The sequence below is a fragment of the Pseudomonas sp. NPDC098747 genome (genome assembly GCF_044760045.1).
In the GTDB taxonomy this organism is placed as follows: domain Bacteria; phylum Pseudomonadota; class Gammaproteobacteria; order Pseudomonadales; family Pseudomonadaceae; genus Aquipseudomonas.
Window position 1 is genome coordinate 93,870 of record NZ_JBIWAL010000003.1, and the last position, 15,838, is coordinate 109,707.

Below are 15,838 nucleotides of genomic sequence, written 5' to 3' on the forward strand. Positions count from 1 at the left end.
TGGTTTTTCGGCGGGCTTGCAGACCCGATCACTGATGAGCAGTGACGAGAATCAAGTTACGGGGGGAGTTCCAGACGCACAAGCCGGCGGATTCTGGCGTACTCGTAGCCGATGGCGCAAGACGTTGTAGGGCTTTGGTGGTTACTGGAGGCTTCGTTTAAACAGTGTCGGTATTTTCTGTTTATTTCGGTCGGTAAGTGAGAGGTGACTGGGCTGACGCCATCGCGAGCAAGCTCGCTCCCACAGGGTTTGCGGGTCGCCTGGGATGTTTGCCGACTGGACGGACGTAGCGCGCGCAACTACCGCATTTATGAATCAGCCATTCATGAACCACAGCTTCCGACCCAAAGCTGCCCTTTGACGCACGCTGTCTGACTGATTGCTCTTGAAAGTTTTACGCAGAATTTACGGAGCCTTTAGGTGGGGCATCCGATACTGCGCGGTGCTTATTTGGAACGCGACTGTAATGTCCCTCGCAGCGATTCGGCTTATCGGATTTATCTTAGGTATTTTCCTGATCACACTGGCCATAAGCATGGCTATTCCATTGATCACACTGGTGATCTACGAGCGTAGCGACGATCTGTCGGCGTTTCTCTGGTCGAGTTTGATTACCCTCATCTGTGGCCTCATGTTGATCGCCCGGGGGCGCCCGGATGCTGGCCAGCTACGTCCGAGGGATATGTACCTGCTGACGACGGCCAGTTGGGTGGTTGTGTGCACTTTCGCAGCGTTGCCAATGCTGTTCATCAGTGACATCAGTTACACCGACGCGTTTTTTGAAACGATGTCTGGCATCACGACCACCGGCTCGACTGTGCTCACAGGTCTGGACACTTCATCACCCGGCTTGTTGATCTGGCGCTCTATGCTTCATTGGTTGGGAGGCATTGGATTTATTGGCATGGCTGTGGCGATCCTTCCACTGTTGCGAGTGGGTGGCATGCGCCTGTTCCAGACAGAGTCCTCAGACTGGTCAGAGAAAGTGACGCCGCGTTCCCATGTGGGAGCCAAATACATCCTGCTGCTCTATTTGGGGCTTACTGGCATCGGAGCTCTGGCGCTCTGGCTCGCTGGAATGACGCCATTTGAAGCGGTCAACCACGCAATGTCGTTGATCTCTACCGGGGGGTTCTCAACTTCCGACGCCTCACTTGGGCATTGGACGCAGCCAACGATTCACTGGGTGGCAGTGGCCATCATGATTCTGGGCAGCCTGCCATTCACCTTGTACGTCGCGACATTGCGGGGCAATCGGCGTGCACTGATCAAGGATCACCAGGTACGCGGATTTATTGGATTCTTGCTCATCACATCGCTGGCTGTGGGTACCTGGCTATATTTTCACAGCGATTACGGATGGTGGGATGCTTTTCGTATCGTGGCAGTCAACGTGACTTCGGTCGTCACGACCACCGGAATTGCTGTTGGCGACTACACCTTGTGGGGCAGCTTCGCTGTCTTGCTGTTTTTCTATTTGACCTTCGTGGGTGGTTGTTCCGGTTCCACTGCAGGCGGTCTTAAAATCTTCCGTTTTCAGGTGGCTGCTGCCCTACTGGTCAGTAGCTTGAAGCAGTTGATCCATCCTCGAGCCGTGATTCAGAAAAAATACAACGGCCATCCCATCGACGAGGAGATCGTGCGCTCGTTATTGACCTTCTCGTTTTTCTTCACCATCACAATTGCCGCCATCGCCTTGGGCCTGGCCCTCATCGGACTTGATTGGACAACCGCGTTGAGCGGTGCCGCTACTGCGGTGTGTAACGTCGGGCCGGGGCTTGGCACAATCATTGGGCCGGCAGGTAATTTCTCATCGTTACCGGATGCCGCCAAATGGCTACTGACCGTTGGAATGCTTCTAGGAAGGCTGGAAATCCTGACGGTGTTGGTACTCGTAACTCCAGTTTTCTGGAGATATTGACCCAGCTTGTCAAGGGCTGAGACGACAAGCTACATGAGGGACGAAAATCAACTCGTCGATAAAACCGTGGCGTCGAACCGCTGGCTGATCGCGCTGCGCAGTTGTTCTTCCGTCAGCGGGTAGTGCGCTTTCGGGAAAATGAAGAACAGTTCCTGAATACCCTGCGCAAAACTGCAGATGGTTTTGACGTCTTCGGCCAATGCGGGTCTGTGAGTGAAGTTCATCGCTGCCCTGCCCTCACTGTTTGCCGTTGGCCAGATGATGCGCGACCAGCGCGTTGGCATGGCCGTGGCCCATGCCGTGTTCTTCCTTGAGCCACGCCACCAGTTCCATGTGTTTCTTGTCGCTGACGCTGGCGAGCAGGTTCAGCCAGTGGCCGATGGGCTGGCCGTACTTTTTCTCGATGGACGGGAAGTACGACGCGGGGCCTTTTACCTTGTTGTCTTCGCTCATGCTGTTGGCTCCCTTTGATTGCTCATCGATAAAACCGGTGGAGAGTCCGCCGGATTCAATTCTCGAACATCCCGAACCGCTTCTTCCAGATCATAGCTGGCCAGATCAACATATCTTTTTATCCGCAGTCTTTGATAAGGCGTACTTTGAATGCCATCCCAAACAATCCAGTAAATAAACGAAAAAACTGCGACGAGGATGAGGATGACAGCGCCCTTACCACCTATAAAAAATGACGTCGCTTTGATCAGTTCAGTGGACAGCCCGATCATCAGAGCGAAAAGCGAAACGAATCCCAGATTTTGCGAAAGAGAAGGTTTGGCCGGTGCGACGGTCAGGTCTGAATACGCCGACAGTTCACGGAGTTTGGCAGCCGTGTAGCCTTCATTTTTCACAATCTGCAAAAAAAACGCATAGCAAAGAATATTTTCTTGTTCGACCCAGGGTTGCTGGGCAATGGAATGTTCAGCGCACTGCGTTGGATAAACTGTGCGAATGGCATGGAGTCGAGTGAAGAAAAGTCCACCCGCCCACAAGGCAAGAAAAACATAGGAGACCGGGACTAATATCGGGTACTTGATCCCGAAGGCGGACAAAACAACGAGGGGCAACGTTGCCGCTGCCACCGTCCACATTGGCCATAGGCGGCGAGCATTTTTCCATTTGAACAGCAATGTGTTCGGCTGTTTGCGGCTGCGTTTGTACAGGACCGTCAAATCAACCCATTCCTTGAACTTCATGACTAAGTACTTCCTTGTATTGGCCAGTGACACGGGTAATGCGCCGGTATCCTAGGTGAACCGGCCAGCGTTTGCAGCCAGCCATGTCACGTTGTTTCGCAACCGTTATTTAGATCGAACGCTGGTTGACCCGGGCCATCAATTGCTCGGCGCTTTCCTTGCGTTCGGAGTAGCGATCCACCAGAAAATCCTGGCGGTCGCGCAGCAGCACGGTGAACTTCACCAGCTCTTCCATCACATCGACGACACGGTCGTAATACGGCGACGGCTTCATCCGCCCCGCTTCGTCGAATTCCATGTAGGCCTTCGGCACCGAGGATTGGTTAGGGATGGTAAACATCCGCATCCAGCGCCCAAGCACGCGCAGTTGATTGACCACGTTGAACGACTGCGAGCCGCCGCACACTTGCATCACCGCAAGGGTTTTGCCCTGAGTCGGGCGAACCGCGCCAAGCTCCAACGGAACCCAGTCGATCTGCGCCTTGAACACCGCCGACATTGCGCCGTGGCGTTCTGGCGAGCACCAGACCTGGCCTTCCGACCACAGCATCAGTTCACGCAATTCCTGGACTTTCGGATGGTCGACCGGGACGTCGTCGGGCAATGGCAAACCGGACGGATTGAAGATGCGTGTCTCGGCGCCGAAATGTTCGAGCAGGCGTGCGGCTTCTTCCACCAGCAAGCGGCTGAAGGAGCGTTGGCGGGTCGATCCGTAAAGCAGCAGGATGCGTGGTTTGTGTTCGCCCGGGGTTGCGGTTGGCAAGCCTCCGAACAGGGTTTGATCAAGATTGGGCAAGTGGTCGGACATGATCAGTCCTCCTTAAAGCGTGCCGATTCGGTCGAGCTCGTGTTTGAGTTCGTCGCGGCTGAGGCGGTTGAAAGGCAATGCGAGGAAGGCTTTGCAGCGTTGCTCGATGCGCGCCAACGTGGCGCGGAAAGCGGCGTCAATCGCGGCTTCGTCGCCCGTTACTTCGGACGGATCTTCCAGCCCCCAATGGGTTTTCAGTGCCGGGCCGAAGTACACCGGGCAGCTTTCGCCAGCGGCCTTGTCGCAGACGGTGATGACGATGTCCGGCGGGTTGCTTTCGAAGGCGTCGTTACCTTTGCTGTACAAGCCGTCGATGGCGATGCCAGCCTGCTGCAAGGTGGAGAGACTGCGCGGCAGCACCTGGCCTTTGGGGAAACTCCCGGAACTCAGTGCTTCGAATCCCGACGGCGCCAGGTGGTTGAACATCGCTTCAGAGAGAATGCTGCGGCAGCTGTTGGCCGTGCACATGAACAGGATTCGCATGGGTTGCTCCAGCAGATATTTAATGATTTAGCAGCACGCTGCTTCGCGGACAGGACGCCCATCCATTTTTTGCAGGCGCGAGGCATTGTCCTTGAGCCAATCGGCATTGGCTTTGAACGTCACTTGCAGGATCTCGCGGACCCAATCCGGCAGGTCCGGGTTGAGTCGGTAATAAACCCATTGGCCTTGGCGGCGATCGAGCAGCAGACCGTTGCTGCGTAATTGCGCCAGGTGACGGCTGATTTTTGGCTGGCTGTCGTCGAGGGCGCACATCAGCTCGCAGACACACAACTCACCCTGATCGGCAATCAGCAGGGTGGCGCGGACGCGGGTCTCATCGGCCAGGCTTTTGAAGACTTCGGGGGGCGTGATCATGGGATCGGCCTCGTACATATGGAAAACCGAATATACGGACATCCACATATTAATCAACCCCGGATCACCCTACTGACCTCAGAAACCCTGAATAACCCTGTGGGAGCGAGCTTGCTCGCGAAGGCGTCGTGCCAGTCAATATTTGCTTCACACAAGCGCCCCTTTCGCGAGCAAGCTCGCTCCCACAGTGGACTTGTGTTGCTAGAGTCAACCAAGGAGAAGCCCCTGCTCCGCCTCACACAACCCCACCACATAATCCCAAACCACCCGCAACCGCACCGACTTGTGCAACTCGCGCCGCGTGCTGATCCAGTAACTTCGCTCGATGCTCTCATCCGGCAGTAATGGCACCAGATCCGGGTCGGGAGCCGCCATGTAGCACGGCAATACGGCGATGCCCATCCCCGAACGCGCCGCTTCCTGCTGAGCGATAACGCTGGTGCTATGGAACACCACGCGAGGGCTGCGGCAGAAGCTGTTGAGGAACATCAGTTCCTGGCTGAACAGCAGATCATCGACATAGCCGATCCAGGCATGCCGCCCGAGGTCTTCGCGGCTGTGCAATGGCGGCGCGTTGTCGAGGTAGCTTTGGCTGGCGTAGAGCGCGAGGCGGTAGTCGGTGAGTTTGCGGGTGACCAGCATGTCAGCCGCCGGGCGCTCCAGATGAATGCTGATTTCGGCTTCGCGGTTGAGGATGCTGACGAAGCGCGGCACCGCGACCAGTTCCACTTCCAGGCCCGGGTAACGTTCGAACAGACCGATCATGCGACTAGCGAGGAACTTGACGCCGAGACCTTCGGTGACACCGACGCGAATCTTGCCCAGTGGCGCAGTGGCTTGGGTGATTTCTTCCTGGGCGAGCAGCGCGACGTTTTCCATGGCTTCGGCGTGCTTGAGCAGCGCCTCCCCGGCCGGGGTCATTTCGTAGCCTTGGGCGTGCTGGATGAACAGCGCAGTGCCGAGGCTTTTTTCAATTGCCTCGATATGCCGGGCGACCGTAGCGTGGGTGGTGTTCAGGCGGCGGGCCGCGGTCAGCAAGCGTCCGCTGCGTTGCAACTCAAGAAAAAACCGCAGGTCGTTCCAGTCGAACATGGGGTGTCCTTGTCAGCTAAGGTCAATCAAGGCTGTTCGAAAACGCACAGCGGCTGCGTAAAAACTAACATTCTTTTAACGAAAGCTAACAACTAGAGTGTCCGACAATAAAAACAAAAAGCGAGGTCAGGGAATGCAGACTTCCCTCGATGAATACGATTACATCGTGGTCGGCGCCGGCCCTGCCGGGTGTTTGCTGGCCAATCGGCTGTCGGCTGATCCGCAGCAGCGCGTGTTGCTGCTCGAAGCCGGCGGCCGCGATAACTATGCGTGGATTCACATCCCCGTCGGCTACCTGTTCTGCATCGGCAACCCGCGCACCGACTGGTGCTTCAAGACCGAAGCGCAACCCGGCCTGCAAGGGCGTGCGCTGAGCTATCCGCGCGGCAAAGTGCTTGGCGGCTGTTCTTCCATCAACGGCATGATCTACATGCGCGGCCAGGCCAACGACTACGACGGCTGGGCGGCGGAAGGCAATCCGGGCTGGGCCTGGAACGACGTGCTGCCGCTGTTCAAGCAGAGCGAAAACCACTTCGCCGGCAGCGCTGAATTTCATGGCGCCAAGGGTGAATGGCGAGTTGAGCAACAGCGTTTGTCATGGCCGATTCTGGATGCGTTTCGCAGTGCCGCTGAACAAAGTGGCATTGCTTCTATTGAAGACTTCAATCAGGGCGACAACGAGGGTTGCGGCTACTTTCAGGTCAATCAGAAGGCCGGGGTGCGCTGGAACGCGGCCAAAGCCTTTCTCAAACCGATACGTGACCGGGCGAACCTGACGGTGCTGACCGGGGTTGAGGTGGATCGTGTTCTGCTGGAGGACGGTCGCGCTTCTTCTGTCAGTGCACGTCATGAAGGTCAGGTGAAACGCTTAAAGGCGCGCAAGGAGATTGTCCTGTGCGCCGGTTCCGTTGGTTCGCCGAGCATTCTGCAACGCTCAGGGATTGGCCCGCGGCCGCTGCTCGAACGCCTCGGTATCGGCGTGATTCATGAGTTGCCGGGAGTGGGCGGCAATCTGCAGGATCACCTGCAACTGCGCCTGATCTACAAACTGGAAAACGCCCGCACCCTCAACCAGATCGCCGGCAGCGTGTGGGGCAAGATGGGCATGGGCCTGCGTTATCTGTATGACCGCAGCGGACCGTTGTCGATGGCGCCGAGTCAGTTGGGCGCGTTTGCCCGGTCGGGGCCGGAGCAGACGTCGGCGAATCTTGAATATCACGTGCAACCTTTGTCGCTGGAGCGCTTTGGCGAGCCGTTGCACAGCTTTCCGGCTTTCACCGCGTCGGTGTGCGATTTGCGTCCGCAGAGTCGTGGCCGCGTAGAAATTCGTTCGGCTGACCCGCAACAGCCCCCGCTGATTCAACCTAACTATTTGAGCCATCCCGAAGACCTGCGCGTCGCTGCCGACGCCATCCGCCTGACCCGCCGCATCGTCAGCGCCCCTGCCCTGCAAGCGTTCAAACCGGTCGAGTACTTGCCTGGCAACAGCCTGCAAAGCGAAGAAGAGTTGCAGGAAGCGGCGGCCAGAATCGGCACGACCATTTTCCATCCCGTCGGCACGTGTCGGATGGGCAATGACAGTGATGCGGTGGTCGATGCGCAGTTGCGCGTACATGGCGTGCAAGGCCTGCGTATCGCCGACGCCTCGATCATGCCAAGGATTACCTCGGGCAACACCTGTTCGCCTACGCTGATGATTGCCGAAAAGGCCGCCCAACTGATCCTCGACCCAAACGCTGTAAACACCGTCCCTGTGGGAGCGAGCTTGCTCGCGAAAGCGGTAGATCATTCAACATAAACGTTGACTGACACGACACCTTCGCGAGCAAGCTCGCTCCCACAGGGTTTTGTACAAAACTCAAGGCACCACCCGGACACGCAACACCAGTGGAACAACAAAAACAATCACTGTGAGGGACACCGACATGTCAGAACACGCTCAACCGCTGGACGCCGTGCACAGCGCGGAAACCAGCCCGGATACACGCAAAGTCATCTTCGCTTCATCACTGGGGACGGTGTTCGAGTGGTATGACTTTTTCCTCTACGGCGCCCTCGCGGCGGTGATCAGCAAGCAGTTCTTTGCCGGGGTCAACGACACCACGGCGTTCATCTTTGCGCTGATGGCGTTTGCCGCCGGGTTTATCGTGCGGCCATTCGGCGCGCTGGTATTCGGTCGGTTGGGGGACATGATCGGCCGTAAATACACCTTCCTAGCGACCATTATTTTGATGGGCGTGGCGACCTTCTGCGTCGGCTTGCTGCCAACCTACGCCAGCATCGGCATCGCCGCGCCGATCATTCTGGTGGTGCTGCGCATGCTTCAGGGCCTGGCGCTCGGTGGCGAGTATGGCGGCGCCGCAACCTATGTGGCCGAACACGCGCCGATGGGCAAACGCGGTTTCCACACCAGCTGGATTCAATCCACCGCGACCCTCGGCTTGCTGCTGTCGCTGCTGGTGGTACTCGGTTGCCGTTATTTCACTGGCGATCAATTCGAAGTGTGGGGCTGGCGTATTCCGTTCCTGCTGTCGATTGTGCTGCTGGGCATTTCCACATGGATTCGCCTGAGCCTGCACGAGTCGCCGGCCTATCTGAAAATGAAAGAAGAAGGCAAAACCTCGAAAGCACCGATCCGCGAATCCTTCGGCAAATGGGAAAACCTCAAAGTCGTGCTGATCGCCCTGTTCAGCATCAACGCCGGGCAAGCGGTGACCTTCTACGCGGCACAGTTCTACGTGCTGTTCTTCCTCACCCAGTTCCTGAAAATGGACCCTGCGCTGGCCAACACGTTACTGATTATCAGCGTGGTGATCGGCGCGCCGTTCTTCATTTTCTTCGGTTGGCTGTCGGACAAGGTCGGGCGCAAACCGGTGCTGATGCTCGGCCTGCTGCTGGCGACGGTGCTGTACTTCCCGATCTTCAAATCTCTGGCACATTACGCCAACCCGGCGATCGATCAGGCCAGCCGTCAGGCGCCAATCACGGTGCTGGCCGACCCTGCAACCTGCACCTTCCAGTTCGACCCGGTGGGCAAGGCGAAATTTGACAGCCCGTGCGACAAGGTCAAAACCTTCCTGGTCAAACAAGGCCTGCCCTACTCCAGCGCCGCCGCACCGGCCGGCAGTGCCGTACAAGTCAGTGTTGGCGACGTGAAACTCGATGGTTACGACGAGGCCGCGCTGCGCGGCGCAATCACCCTCGCCGGTTATCCGCAACAGGCTGATGCGCAGCAGACCAACAAGCCGATGATCGTCGCCCTGATCGTGGCGCTGATCATCATCTCCGCCATGTGCTACGGCCCGTTGGCGGCGCTGATGGTCGAACTGTTCCCGACCCGCATCCGCTACACCTCGATGTCACTGCCGTACCACATTGGCAACGGCTGGTTCGGCGGGTTTCTGCCAACGGTGTCGTTTGCGTTGGTGGTGTACACCGGGGATATTTTTTATGGGCTGTGGTACCCGGTGCTGATTACCGGGGTAAGCCTGGTGGTGGGGATGATCTTTTTGCGGGGGACGAAGAATATCGATCTCGACAAGAACTGAACCAGTACCCGCGCGCTCCACATCGGTGGTGGGAGGCAAACACTCTCACCGCTGATACAGTCAAATACCTCCTCCCGCCCAAGCGCATCGAATGGCGGCGAAAACTTCTCTCGCAATGCCCTTCGCATTGTCCAAATCTCGTCTACGATAAATCACACAATAAAGCCCTGCGACGCAGAAAAGCGTTCGTGACGTGGGGGATCATGCCTCTTGGATTGAGGACACTCCCATGCCCGCCACACGCTTTGCCCTGCCTGACACCACCATCACACTCGACGCCCGTCCAGACCGCCTCGACCTTCGCGACCGGATTTTCACTGCCCGCGTGCAATCGCTGCCGGCATCCTTCCCGTCGGACAAAGATGTCACCGAAAAACTGGCCGATTACCTCAATAGGGGCATGGTGCTCTTCCAGGGAAAAGAAGGTGCCTGCACCGGTTTCGGTCTCTCGGCGGTCATCAATTATCTGTTGTGGCGGCGGGACAGTGAATCGGTGCAAACCAGTCCACGTCAGCTCTACCACTTGGCCAAACTCTATGACGAATGGCCTGGCGAAGACTATTCCGGTTCCAGCTGTCGCGGAGCGTTGAAAGGCTGGCATAAACACGGCGTTTGCGAACAAACCCTGTGGCCCTATACCGTTACCCCGGACGGCACAGTGCCGTCATTCGAAGCCCCTGCCGTTAACTGGGCTGAGGACGCAGTGACGCGCCCCTTGGGCGTCTATTACCGGGTCGAAAAAGACGACATCACCTCCATGATGGCGGCGCTGTATGAAACCGGCGCGCTTTACGTTTCGGCGACGGTGCATGACGGCTGGGCGATCAATTCCAAAGGCGAGGCAAATGCCTTTCAAAGTACCGCGCAATTGCCTGTCATCAAGTGGAAGCCAAAAGCCAAGGGCGGACATGCATTTGCCTTGATCGGCTACACCCACGAAGGTTTCATCGTGCAGAACTCCTGGTCCACTCAATGGGGATTCTCGGGTTTCGCGATTCTGACGTACGAAGACTGGTTGGCCAACGGCACCGATGCCTGGGCCGTCGCACTGGGGGTGCCGATCAAGCACGGTGCGGCCTCGCGCAATGCCAAGCCCTCAAAAACTCAAAGCGATGAGCAATCGGTATTTCGCAATGCCTTGCCTCAATCGAGCGCTAAACGCGAGGGCGTGTCCCTGCTCTCTGCCGACTCGCGCCATCCTGATCGCAAGGGGCCGCCGGCATTGACGACGGATCAGGCTTACGGGATGACCGTCGTCATGGAAAACAATGGCAGCATCGGCCCGCGCCTGACCGATGTCGAAAACGTTCGTGCGGGCGTGGCGCGGATTGTTCGCCAGGCCCCCAAGGCCTGGTATGACAGCCTGCCAGCCGCGCAAAAGCCTAAGGTGCTGCGCATCGCCGTGTTTTCCCATGGCGGACTCAATCGAGAAAAAGACTCCATCGACCGCATATGTGCGATGGCGCCCTACTTCCTCGAAAACGGCATTTATCCGCTCTTCGTCACTTGGCGCACCGGGGTTCTGGAGACCCTGGCAGATATCGTCAAAGACACCTTCCCCGGCTTGTTCCCAGAGGCAGGTGGCTTTGGTGACATATTCAAGGTCATCAAGGACAAAGCCGTGGAGGGGCTCGACCGCACGGTGGAAATGGTCACCAAAAAACTTGGCGGCGACCAATGGAGCCAAATGAAACAAAACGCGGAAGCCGCCTCAATCGCAGGTTTCACTCCGCGCGGCCTGCTCGAAATGGCCGACAACCTGAAAAAACTGGTTGGCGATCTGGGCGCTACTCACATTGAATTGCATCTGATTGGCCACTCCGCAGGCTCGCTGATCAATGGTCACCTTATTCAACTGCTCTGGTCCCGTGGTTTGCCTATTTCGACTTCAACGCTACTGGCACCGGCCTGCACGCTCGACTTCGCCAACCGCACCTATCGCAAAGTCATGGAGAACGGCGGCCTCAAGCGCGAAAACTTCCATTTGCACATCATGTCCGACAAACGTGAACAGGCCGACAACGTCATCCGTGTTTACAACAAGTCGTTGCTCTATCTCGTCTCCCGCTCCTATGAAGAGTTGCAACGCATGCCACTACTCGGCATGGCCAAGAGTCTGGACGGCGCGTACCTGGACTTCAGCAAACCCGATGCTTGCGAATGGAACATCGCCGCTCAGGACATGACGTTGCAATGGAACAACTTCTATTGGAACAACAATGTTCCTTCAGGCTTTGCCGCAACGGGCAACGGCCTTGCCGCCAACTTCGCGCAGACTTTGCACATCTACAACGATGCAAAAATGACCTATGGACCGGGCATCAAGGCCGATACGTCCCACGGTGGCTTTGACAATGACTTGACCGCGATGACCAGAACCTTGAAGACGATCCTCAAGCTCGGCTCCGATGATGTTCTGCACCAGCCAGTGATCGATCTCAATTACTGACCCCAGGAGAATCATCGTGCCGGCTACTCTGATAGCGCCTCTGGGCGCTCAAGAACTGTTACACCGCATCGATATCCCGGCGAAGGAGCCGTGGTGCTCGACACCCGTCATGCTCATCGCCGGCGAACGCTATTTTTTCCGCGCCAGTGGTACCTGGGTCGACTGGAAACAGACGCACGATGCAAATGGTGCAGCGGTGGCGCATCTCAAGCCTTTCCTGCCGTTCCTGCGTTGCAGGGCGCAAGACGCTACGTGGTTCACGCTGATCGGCTCGATCGAAAAGAACCCGCAGAGTTTCTTCGCCATCGGTGATGGCCTGCGCTGGCCGATCGGCTGGGTGGCACCGGCATCCGGTCAACTGAGGTGTTTCGCCAACGATGTGCGGCCAATGTATTTCAACAACCGTGGCGCGATCAGCCTGCAAGTCTGGCGTTAACCCCGCGGCGCCAATCGCGCCGCAGAAGTGCTGAACAGTCTGGACGTAGCAGCACCCTCATGACGTCGTTCGGACCAATGACAGGAACCTGCGAACTATCGGTTCCCATGCGTTTTATCCGATTGAAAAGGACTGCCGACATGAACTACGAAAGTGAAGATGCGTTAGCGAAAATCAATCTGGCGATCTGGCAACACGATCAGCCAGCGCAAAAAGTGGCACCGGGTGCCGCCGCAGGATTTTTCTTCGGCTCAGATGGTGTGGACGTCGTGGCACAGGGTGATTCCTGGTTCGACTATTTACCCGGCGTGGACATCATCAAGTGGCTGAAACTGACGTCCGGCTACAAGATCAAGAGCTTCGCCACCGGCGGCGACACCTTGGAAAACATGGTGTACGGCACAGAGATCAAGGAAGGCTCGTGGACGCGCAAACCGGTGGAATTCGCCGATGTACTGGCGGAAATAAAAAGCACCAAACCGGCATTTTTCCTGTTCTCCGCCGGGGGCAATGACATCGCCGGCGATGAGTTTGGGTCCTTCCTGAATCACGCCGATTCCTCGCCGCCATCCTTGCTTCGCACCGCTTACGTCAATGACACCATCGACCGGGTGTTTCGCGGCGGTTATGAGGACATGATCAAGCGGGTCAAAGCCGTCAGCCCCAAGACCAGGATCATTTTCCACGGTTATGGTCGCGCCATTCCCACTGGAAAAGGTGTGATCAATTTCGGCACCTATCGATTCATCGGACCGTGGATCCGCCCCTCTCTGACGCGCAAGAACATCATGGACCCGCAAGTACAACGCAAGATCGTCGCGGACTTCATCGACCAGTTCAATGACATGCTCAAATCCGTTGCCGATAGTAATCCGGACGTTCACTTCCTGGACTTGCGCGACCTGATCAAAGACGAAGACTGGATCAACGAACTGCACCTCAATGCCTTGGCCTACAAACGCATGGCCGCCGTTTTCGAGAAGAAGATGGACTCGCTACTTACGCCAAAACTTTCGGCCGTCATGAGCGACGCCAAAGCAAGTGCAATGGCGTCATTCCAGCTACTCGACCAATCACTGGCTGCCTCGCAGTCAGGCCTGCCGGCTCCCGCCCAGGCACATTGGGCACCAGCGCTGACGCAACCAGTGGTCAAGCACACCAATCGCACCCGCAAAGCGGCCCCGGCCAAAGCCAAGCCCGCAGCCAAACGTAAGGGCAAGTAATCCTCAGCCCGCCGCCGTTCACGGATAGGCGGGCTGTTTCCTTCAGGCATCAGCCCTTATCACCTCAAACTTCACCTGATCCGGATAAAACGCCACATAGTCGCGGATCGGCGCCACCGAGACTTTTGGATTCTCGTAAGTCCACACCGCATTCGCCCCCTCATGCCCCGGCACCTGCAGGCTGAAGTAATTGGCGTCGCCCTTGTACGGGCAATAACTGGTGTGGTCGGTGCGGGCGAAGTACTTTTCGTCGATGTCCTCGCGAGGGACATAGTAAACGGGCGGGTAGTTAGCTTCGTTGAGAATCATCGCGTGGGAGGATGCGGCGACCTGAATGCCGTGGAATTTCACCAGCAGGCAACCTGTAAGTTGTTCGAGGGCGATGACGGGGCTGGGGCCGGAGCTTTTCATGGGTTTCTCCTGAATACGGCAAAGAGACCGGTTCAGGTATAGCCCATGTGTTCTGGTCATGCGGGGTTCGCAGCCGAACGGCTAAATAGTCCATCAGCCCAGCGCTCTCCCGGAGGGAGAGGCAGCCTACAGAGGTGTCTTTCGCCCTGCATCGACCTGTAAGAGCTGTTTCGACTATGGATTCAGCAAAGCACTTACAGGTCGATGTGTTTCTCCAGCATCCCCCATTCAGGCCCCTCTCCTCTGGGAGAGGGTTAGGGTGAGGGCAACGGTTTCAGGCATCAAACAACAATATCCGTCACCACCGCCTGCCCCACTACACCCACGGCAAAATCGACCTGCCCTTGCCCCGTCAAATCAACCAGCAGTCCGGTCTGACCGCTCTGCGCGTAGTAAGTCAGGATCGCATCGCCCGCCTGGCCAGTGAAACTGCTGACGAAGTTCAACGTGGCCGCACCACTCGCAAACTCGGTGATGCCCGAGAGGTCGATCTTGTCCAGGCCGCTTTTGAAATCCATGATCCAGTCCGGCTGGTTATTGGTCGAATCGCTGGCAGCGCCGAACACGAAAGTGTCCGCACCCGCGCCGCCCAACAGCGTATCGCCACCACCGCCACCGTAAAGGATGTCGTTTCCAGCACCGCCAAACAGATAGTTCGCAGCCCCGTTACCGATCAGCAGGTCATTGCCCGAACCGCCAACGGCTTTTTCCACAGTCACACCGTAAGCGATCGAAACGTTGCCCACCAATCCTCCGACATCGGAGAACGAACCTTCATTGAGGTTGATTTTCTGGTTCTGGGTGAAACCGGAGAAGTTCAGCGTGTCATCGCCGCCACCGTCCCACACCGAGAACACCAGTTTCGACGATGCCGATGTCGCGCTGTAGAAATCACGCCCAGTGTTGGAGTAGAAACCGTACGTGGTGTTATCGGCGCGGGTCTCATAGTTGGCACCGTACAGTTTCTGCACGGCAACAATGTCGTCCATCAATGGCGCAGAAGCGTAGGCACCGCTGCCATCCTTGGTGAAGTCCTGCTCGGTGTTGGTTTCACTCCAATAGCTCATCAGGCTATAGCCGCGGGTATCTTCGGCGTATTTGGCGTCGGCGTAAGTCGGGTTGCCATTGCCGGCGTTGTAGGCGCCCGGGTGCGACAGGCCGAGGGTGTGACCGATTTCGTGGGTCAGGGTCTGGCGCCCGTAGTTGCCGGTGTCCGGGGTTTTGTTGACCTGATACTGGTTGTTGATCAGATACCACGATTGACCGTCATAGCTGCCGCCGCTCGGCAGGTAAGCGAATGCGGCGCCACCGGTGCTGACGTCGTAATTGCCGAACGTCATGTGGCCGTCGCCGCCCTTGCCTTCGGTGAAAGTGACGTTGGCGACGTCGGCCCAGGACTGCATGGCCAGCACGGCCTGGGCTTTCTGCTGGGCACTGAACTCGCCGAAATTGCCAAGATTCGGGTTGTAGTTCGCTGGTTTTTCAGTGAGGAAGGTGTAGCTGAGGTCAATCTTGCCGTCAGCGTTCTTATCGCCCCACGACAGGCCCTTGCGCAGGATTTCGTCAGCGGCTTGATCGGCGGTGAACGAGGGTTTGCCGTTGATCAGCCCGACGCCGCGGTCGTACAGGTGGCTGAAGGTGTCGATCTGGTCGTAGGCGCTGCTGGTTTTGGTTTTGGCTTGAGCCATGGATGGACTTCCTTGTTTCAGAGTAGTCAGTGTCGACAGACCACGGCGATCTTCTGGCGAGATCGTCCTGTCACTCGCGTTGTTGAATCGCCGAAAAACCTGACACAGGCACACACAGGGCGCTAATCAATTTTTCGATAGTGCCTGCCCCGCCCCCGGAATGTCCGTAATTTCCCGCAATCCTTTTTATCTGTATATCCATACAGATAAA

Annotated in this window: 14 protein-coding genes and 1 pseudogene; 6 read left to right on the top strand and 9 right to left on the bottom strand. The window is 57.2% G+C overall.

Annotated elements, in window-relative coordinates:
* Positions 1 to 466: 466 nt before the first annotated feature.
* Complete coding sequence (locus ACIQVE_RS02590) at positions 467 to 1,921, top strand: TrkH family potassium uptake protein (protein ID WP_402804214.1); 1,455 nt, start codon at positions 467 to 469, stop codon at positions 1,919 to 1,921.
* Positions 1,922 to 1,986: 65 nt separating this feature from the next.
* On the opposite strand, the pseudogene ACIQVE_RS02595 reads toward ACIQVE_RS02590, so the two are convergent.
* The 7 genes and pseudogenes from ACIQVE_RS02595 to ACIQVE_RS02625 form a co-directional block, all read right to left on the bottom strand.
* Positions 1,987 to 2,145 (bottom strand): annotated as a pseudogene (locus ACIQVE_RS02595) (GNAT family N-acetyltransferase); the annotation flags it as partial.
* Positions 2,146 to 2,158: 13 nt separating this feature from the next.
* Positions 2,159 to 2,374: a DUF4287 domain-containing protein gene (locus tag ACIQVE_RS02600; RefSeq protein ID WP_402804216.1), complete on the bottom strand. Its 216-nt coding sequence runs from the start codon at positions 2,372 to 2,374 to the stop codon at positions 2,159 to 2,161.
* A complete protein-coding gene (locus tag ACIQVE_RS02605) occupies positions 2,371 to 3,114 on the bottom strand; it encodes a hypothetical protein (RefSeq protein WP_402804218.1) in 744 nt (247 codons plus the stop codon). Before ACIQVE_RS02605 ends, ACIQVE_RS02600 begins: the two co-directional genes overlap by 4 nt.
* A gap of 109 nt (positions 3,115 to 3,223) precedes the next feature.
* Positions 3,224 to 3,922, bottom strand: coding sequence for an arsenical resistance protein ArsH (gene arsH / locus ACIQVE_RS02610; RefSeq protein ID WP_402804220.1), 699 nt, complete (start codon positions 3,920 to 3,922; stop codon positions 3,224 to 3,226).
* A gap of 12 nt (positions 3,923 to 3,934) precedes the next feature.
* Positions 3,935 to 4,405, bottom strand: a complete 471-nt coding sequence (locus ACIQVE_RS02615) for an arsenate reductase ArsC (RefSeq protein WP_402804222.1) — start codon at positions 4,403 to 4,405, stop codon at positions 3,935 to 3,937.
* Positions 4,406 to 4,432: 27 nt separating this feature from the next.
* Positions 4,433 to 4,780, bottom strand: a complete 348-nt coding sequence (locus tag ACIQVE_RS02620) for a metalloregulator ArsR/SmtB family transcription factor (protein WP_402804224.1) — start codon at positions 4,778 to 4,780, stop codon at positions 4,433 to 4,435.
* A 207-nt stretch (positions 4,781 to 4,987) separates the two neighbouring features.
* Complete coding sequence (locus tag ACIQVE_RS02625) at positions 4,988 to 5,872, bottom strand: LysR family transcriptional regulator (protein ID WP_402804226.1); 885 nt, start codon at positions 5,870 to 5,872, stop codon at positions 4,988 to 4,990.
* Between the two features lie 133 nt (positions 5,873 to 6,005).
* Here ACIQVE_RS02625 and ACIQVE_RS02630 point away from each other — a divergent pair, with 133 nt between their 5' ends.
* The 5 genes from ACIQVE_RS02630 (at position 6,006) to ACIQVE_RS02650 (ending at position 13,528) form a co-directional block, all read left to right on the top strand.
* Positions 6,006 to 7,670 (top strand): GMC family oxidoreductase, encoded by a 1,665-nt coding sequence (locus tag ACIQVE_RS02630; RefSeq protein ID WP_402804227.1) that lies wholly within the window; start codon positions 6,006 to 6,008, stop codon positions 7,668 to 7,670.
* Positions 7,671 to 7,797: 127 nt separating this feature from the next.
* Positions 7,798 to 9,420 carry an MFS transporter gene (locus ACIQVE_RS02635; protein WP_402804229.1) on the top strand — a complete coding sequence of 541 codons (1,623 nt, stop codon included), beginning with the start codon at positions 7,798 to 7,800 and terminating at the stop codon, positions 9,418 to 9,420.
* A 229-nt stretch (positions 9,421 to 9,649) separates the two neighbouring features.
* Entirely contained in the window at positions 9,650 to 11,869 is a 2,220-nt protein-coding gene (locus ACIQVE_RS02640) for a C1 family peptidase (RefSeq protein WP_402804231.1), read from the top strand.
* 16 nt (positions 11,870 to 11,885) lie between these two features.
* Positions 11,886 to 12,305 (top strand): hypothetical protein, encoded by a 420-nt coding sequence (locus ACIQVE_RS02645; RefSeq protein ID WP_402804233.1) that lies wholly within the window; start codon positions 11,886 to 11,888, stop codon positions 12,303 to 12,305.
* A 140-nt stretch (positions 12,306 to 12,445) separates the two neighbouring features.
* Entirely contained in the window at positions 12,446 to 13,528 is a 1,083-nt protein-coding gene (locus ACIQVE_RS02650) for an SGNH/GDSL hydrolase family protein (protein ID WP_402804234.1), read from the top strand.
* Between the two features lie 42 nt (positions 13,529 to 13,570).
* Here the strand turns inward: ACIQVE_RS02650 and ACIQVE_RS02655 are convergent, their stop codons facing one another.
* Both ACIQVE_RS02655 and ACIQVE_RS02660 read right to left on the bottom strand, forming a co-directional pair.
* Positions 13,571 to 13,939, bottom strand: coding sequence for a DUF427 domain-containing protein (locus tag ACIQVE_RS02655; RefSeq protein WP_402804236.1), 369 nt, complete (start codon positions 13,937 to 13,939; stop codon positions 13,571 to 13,573).
* A 281-nt stretch (positions 13,940 to 14,220) separates the two neighbouring features.
* Complete coding sequence (locus ACIQVE_RS02660; protein ID WP_402804238.1) at positions 14,221 to 15,627, bottom strand: serralysin family metalloprotease; 1,407 nt, start codon at positions 15,625 to 15,627, stop codon at positions 14,221 to 14,223.
* Positions 15,628 to 15,838 lie beyond the last annotated feature (211 nt).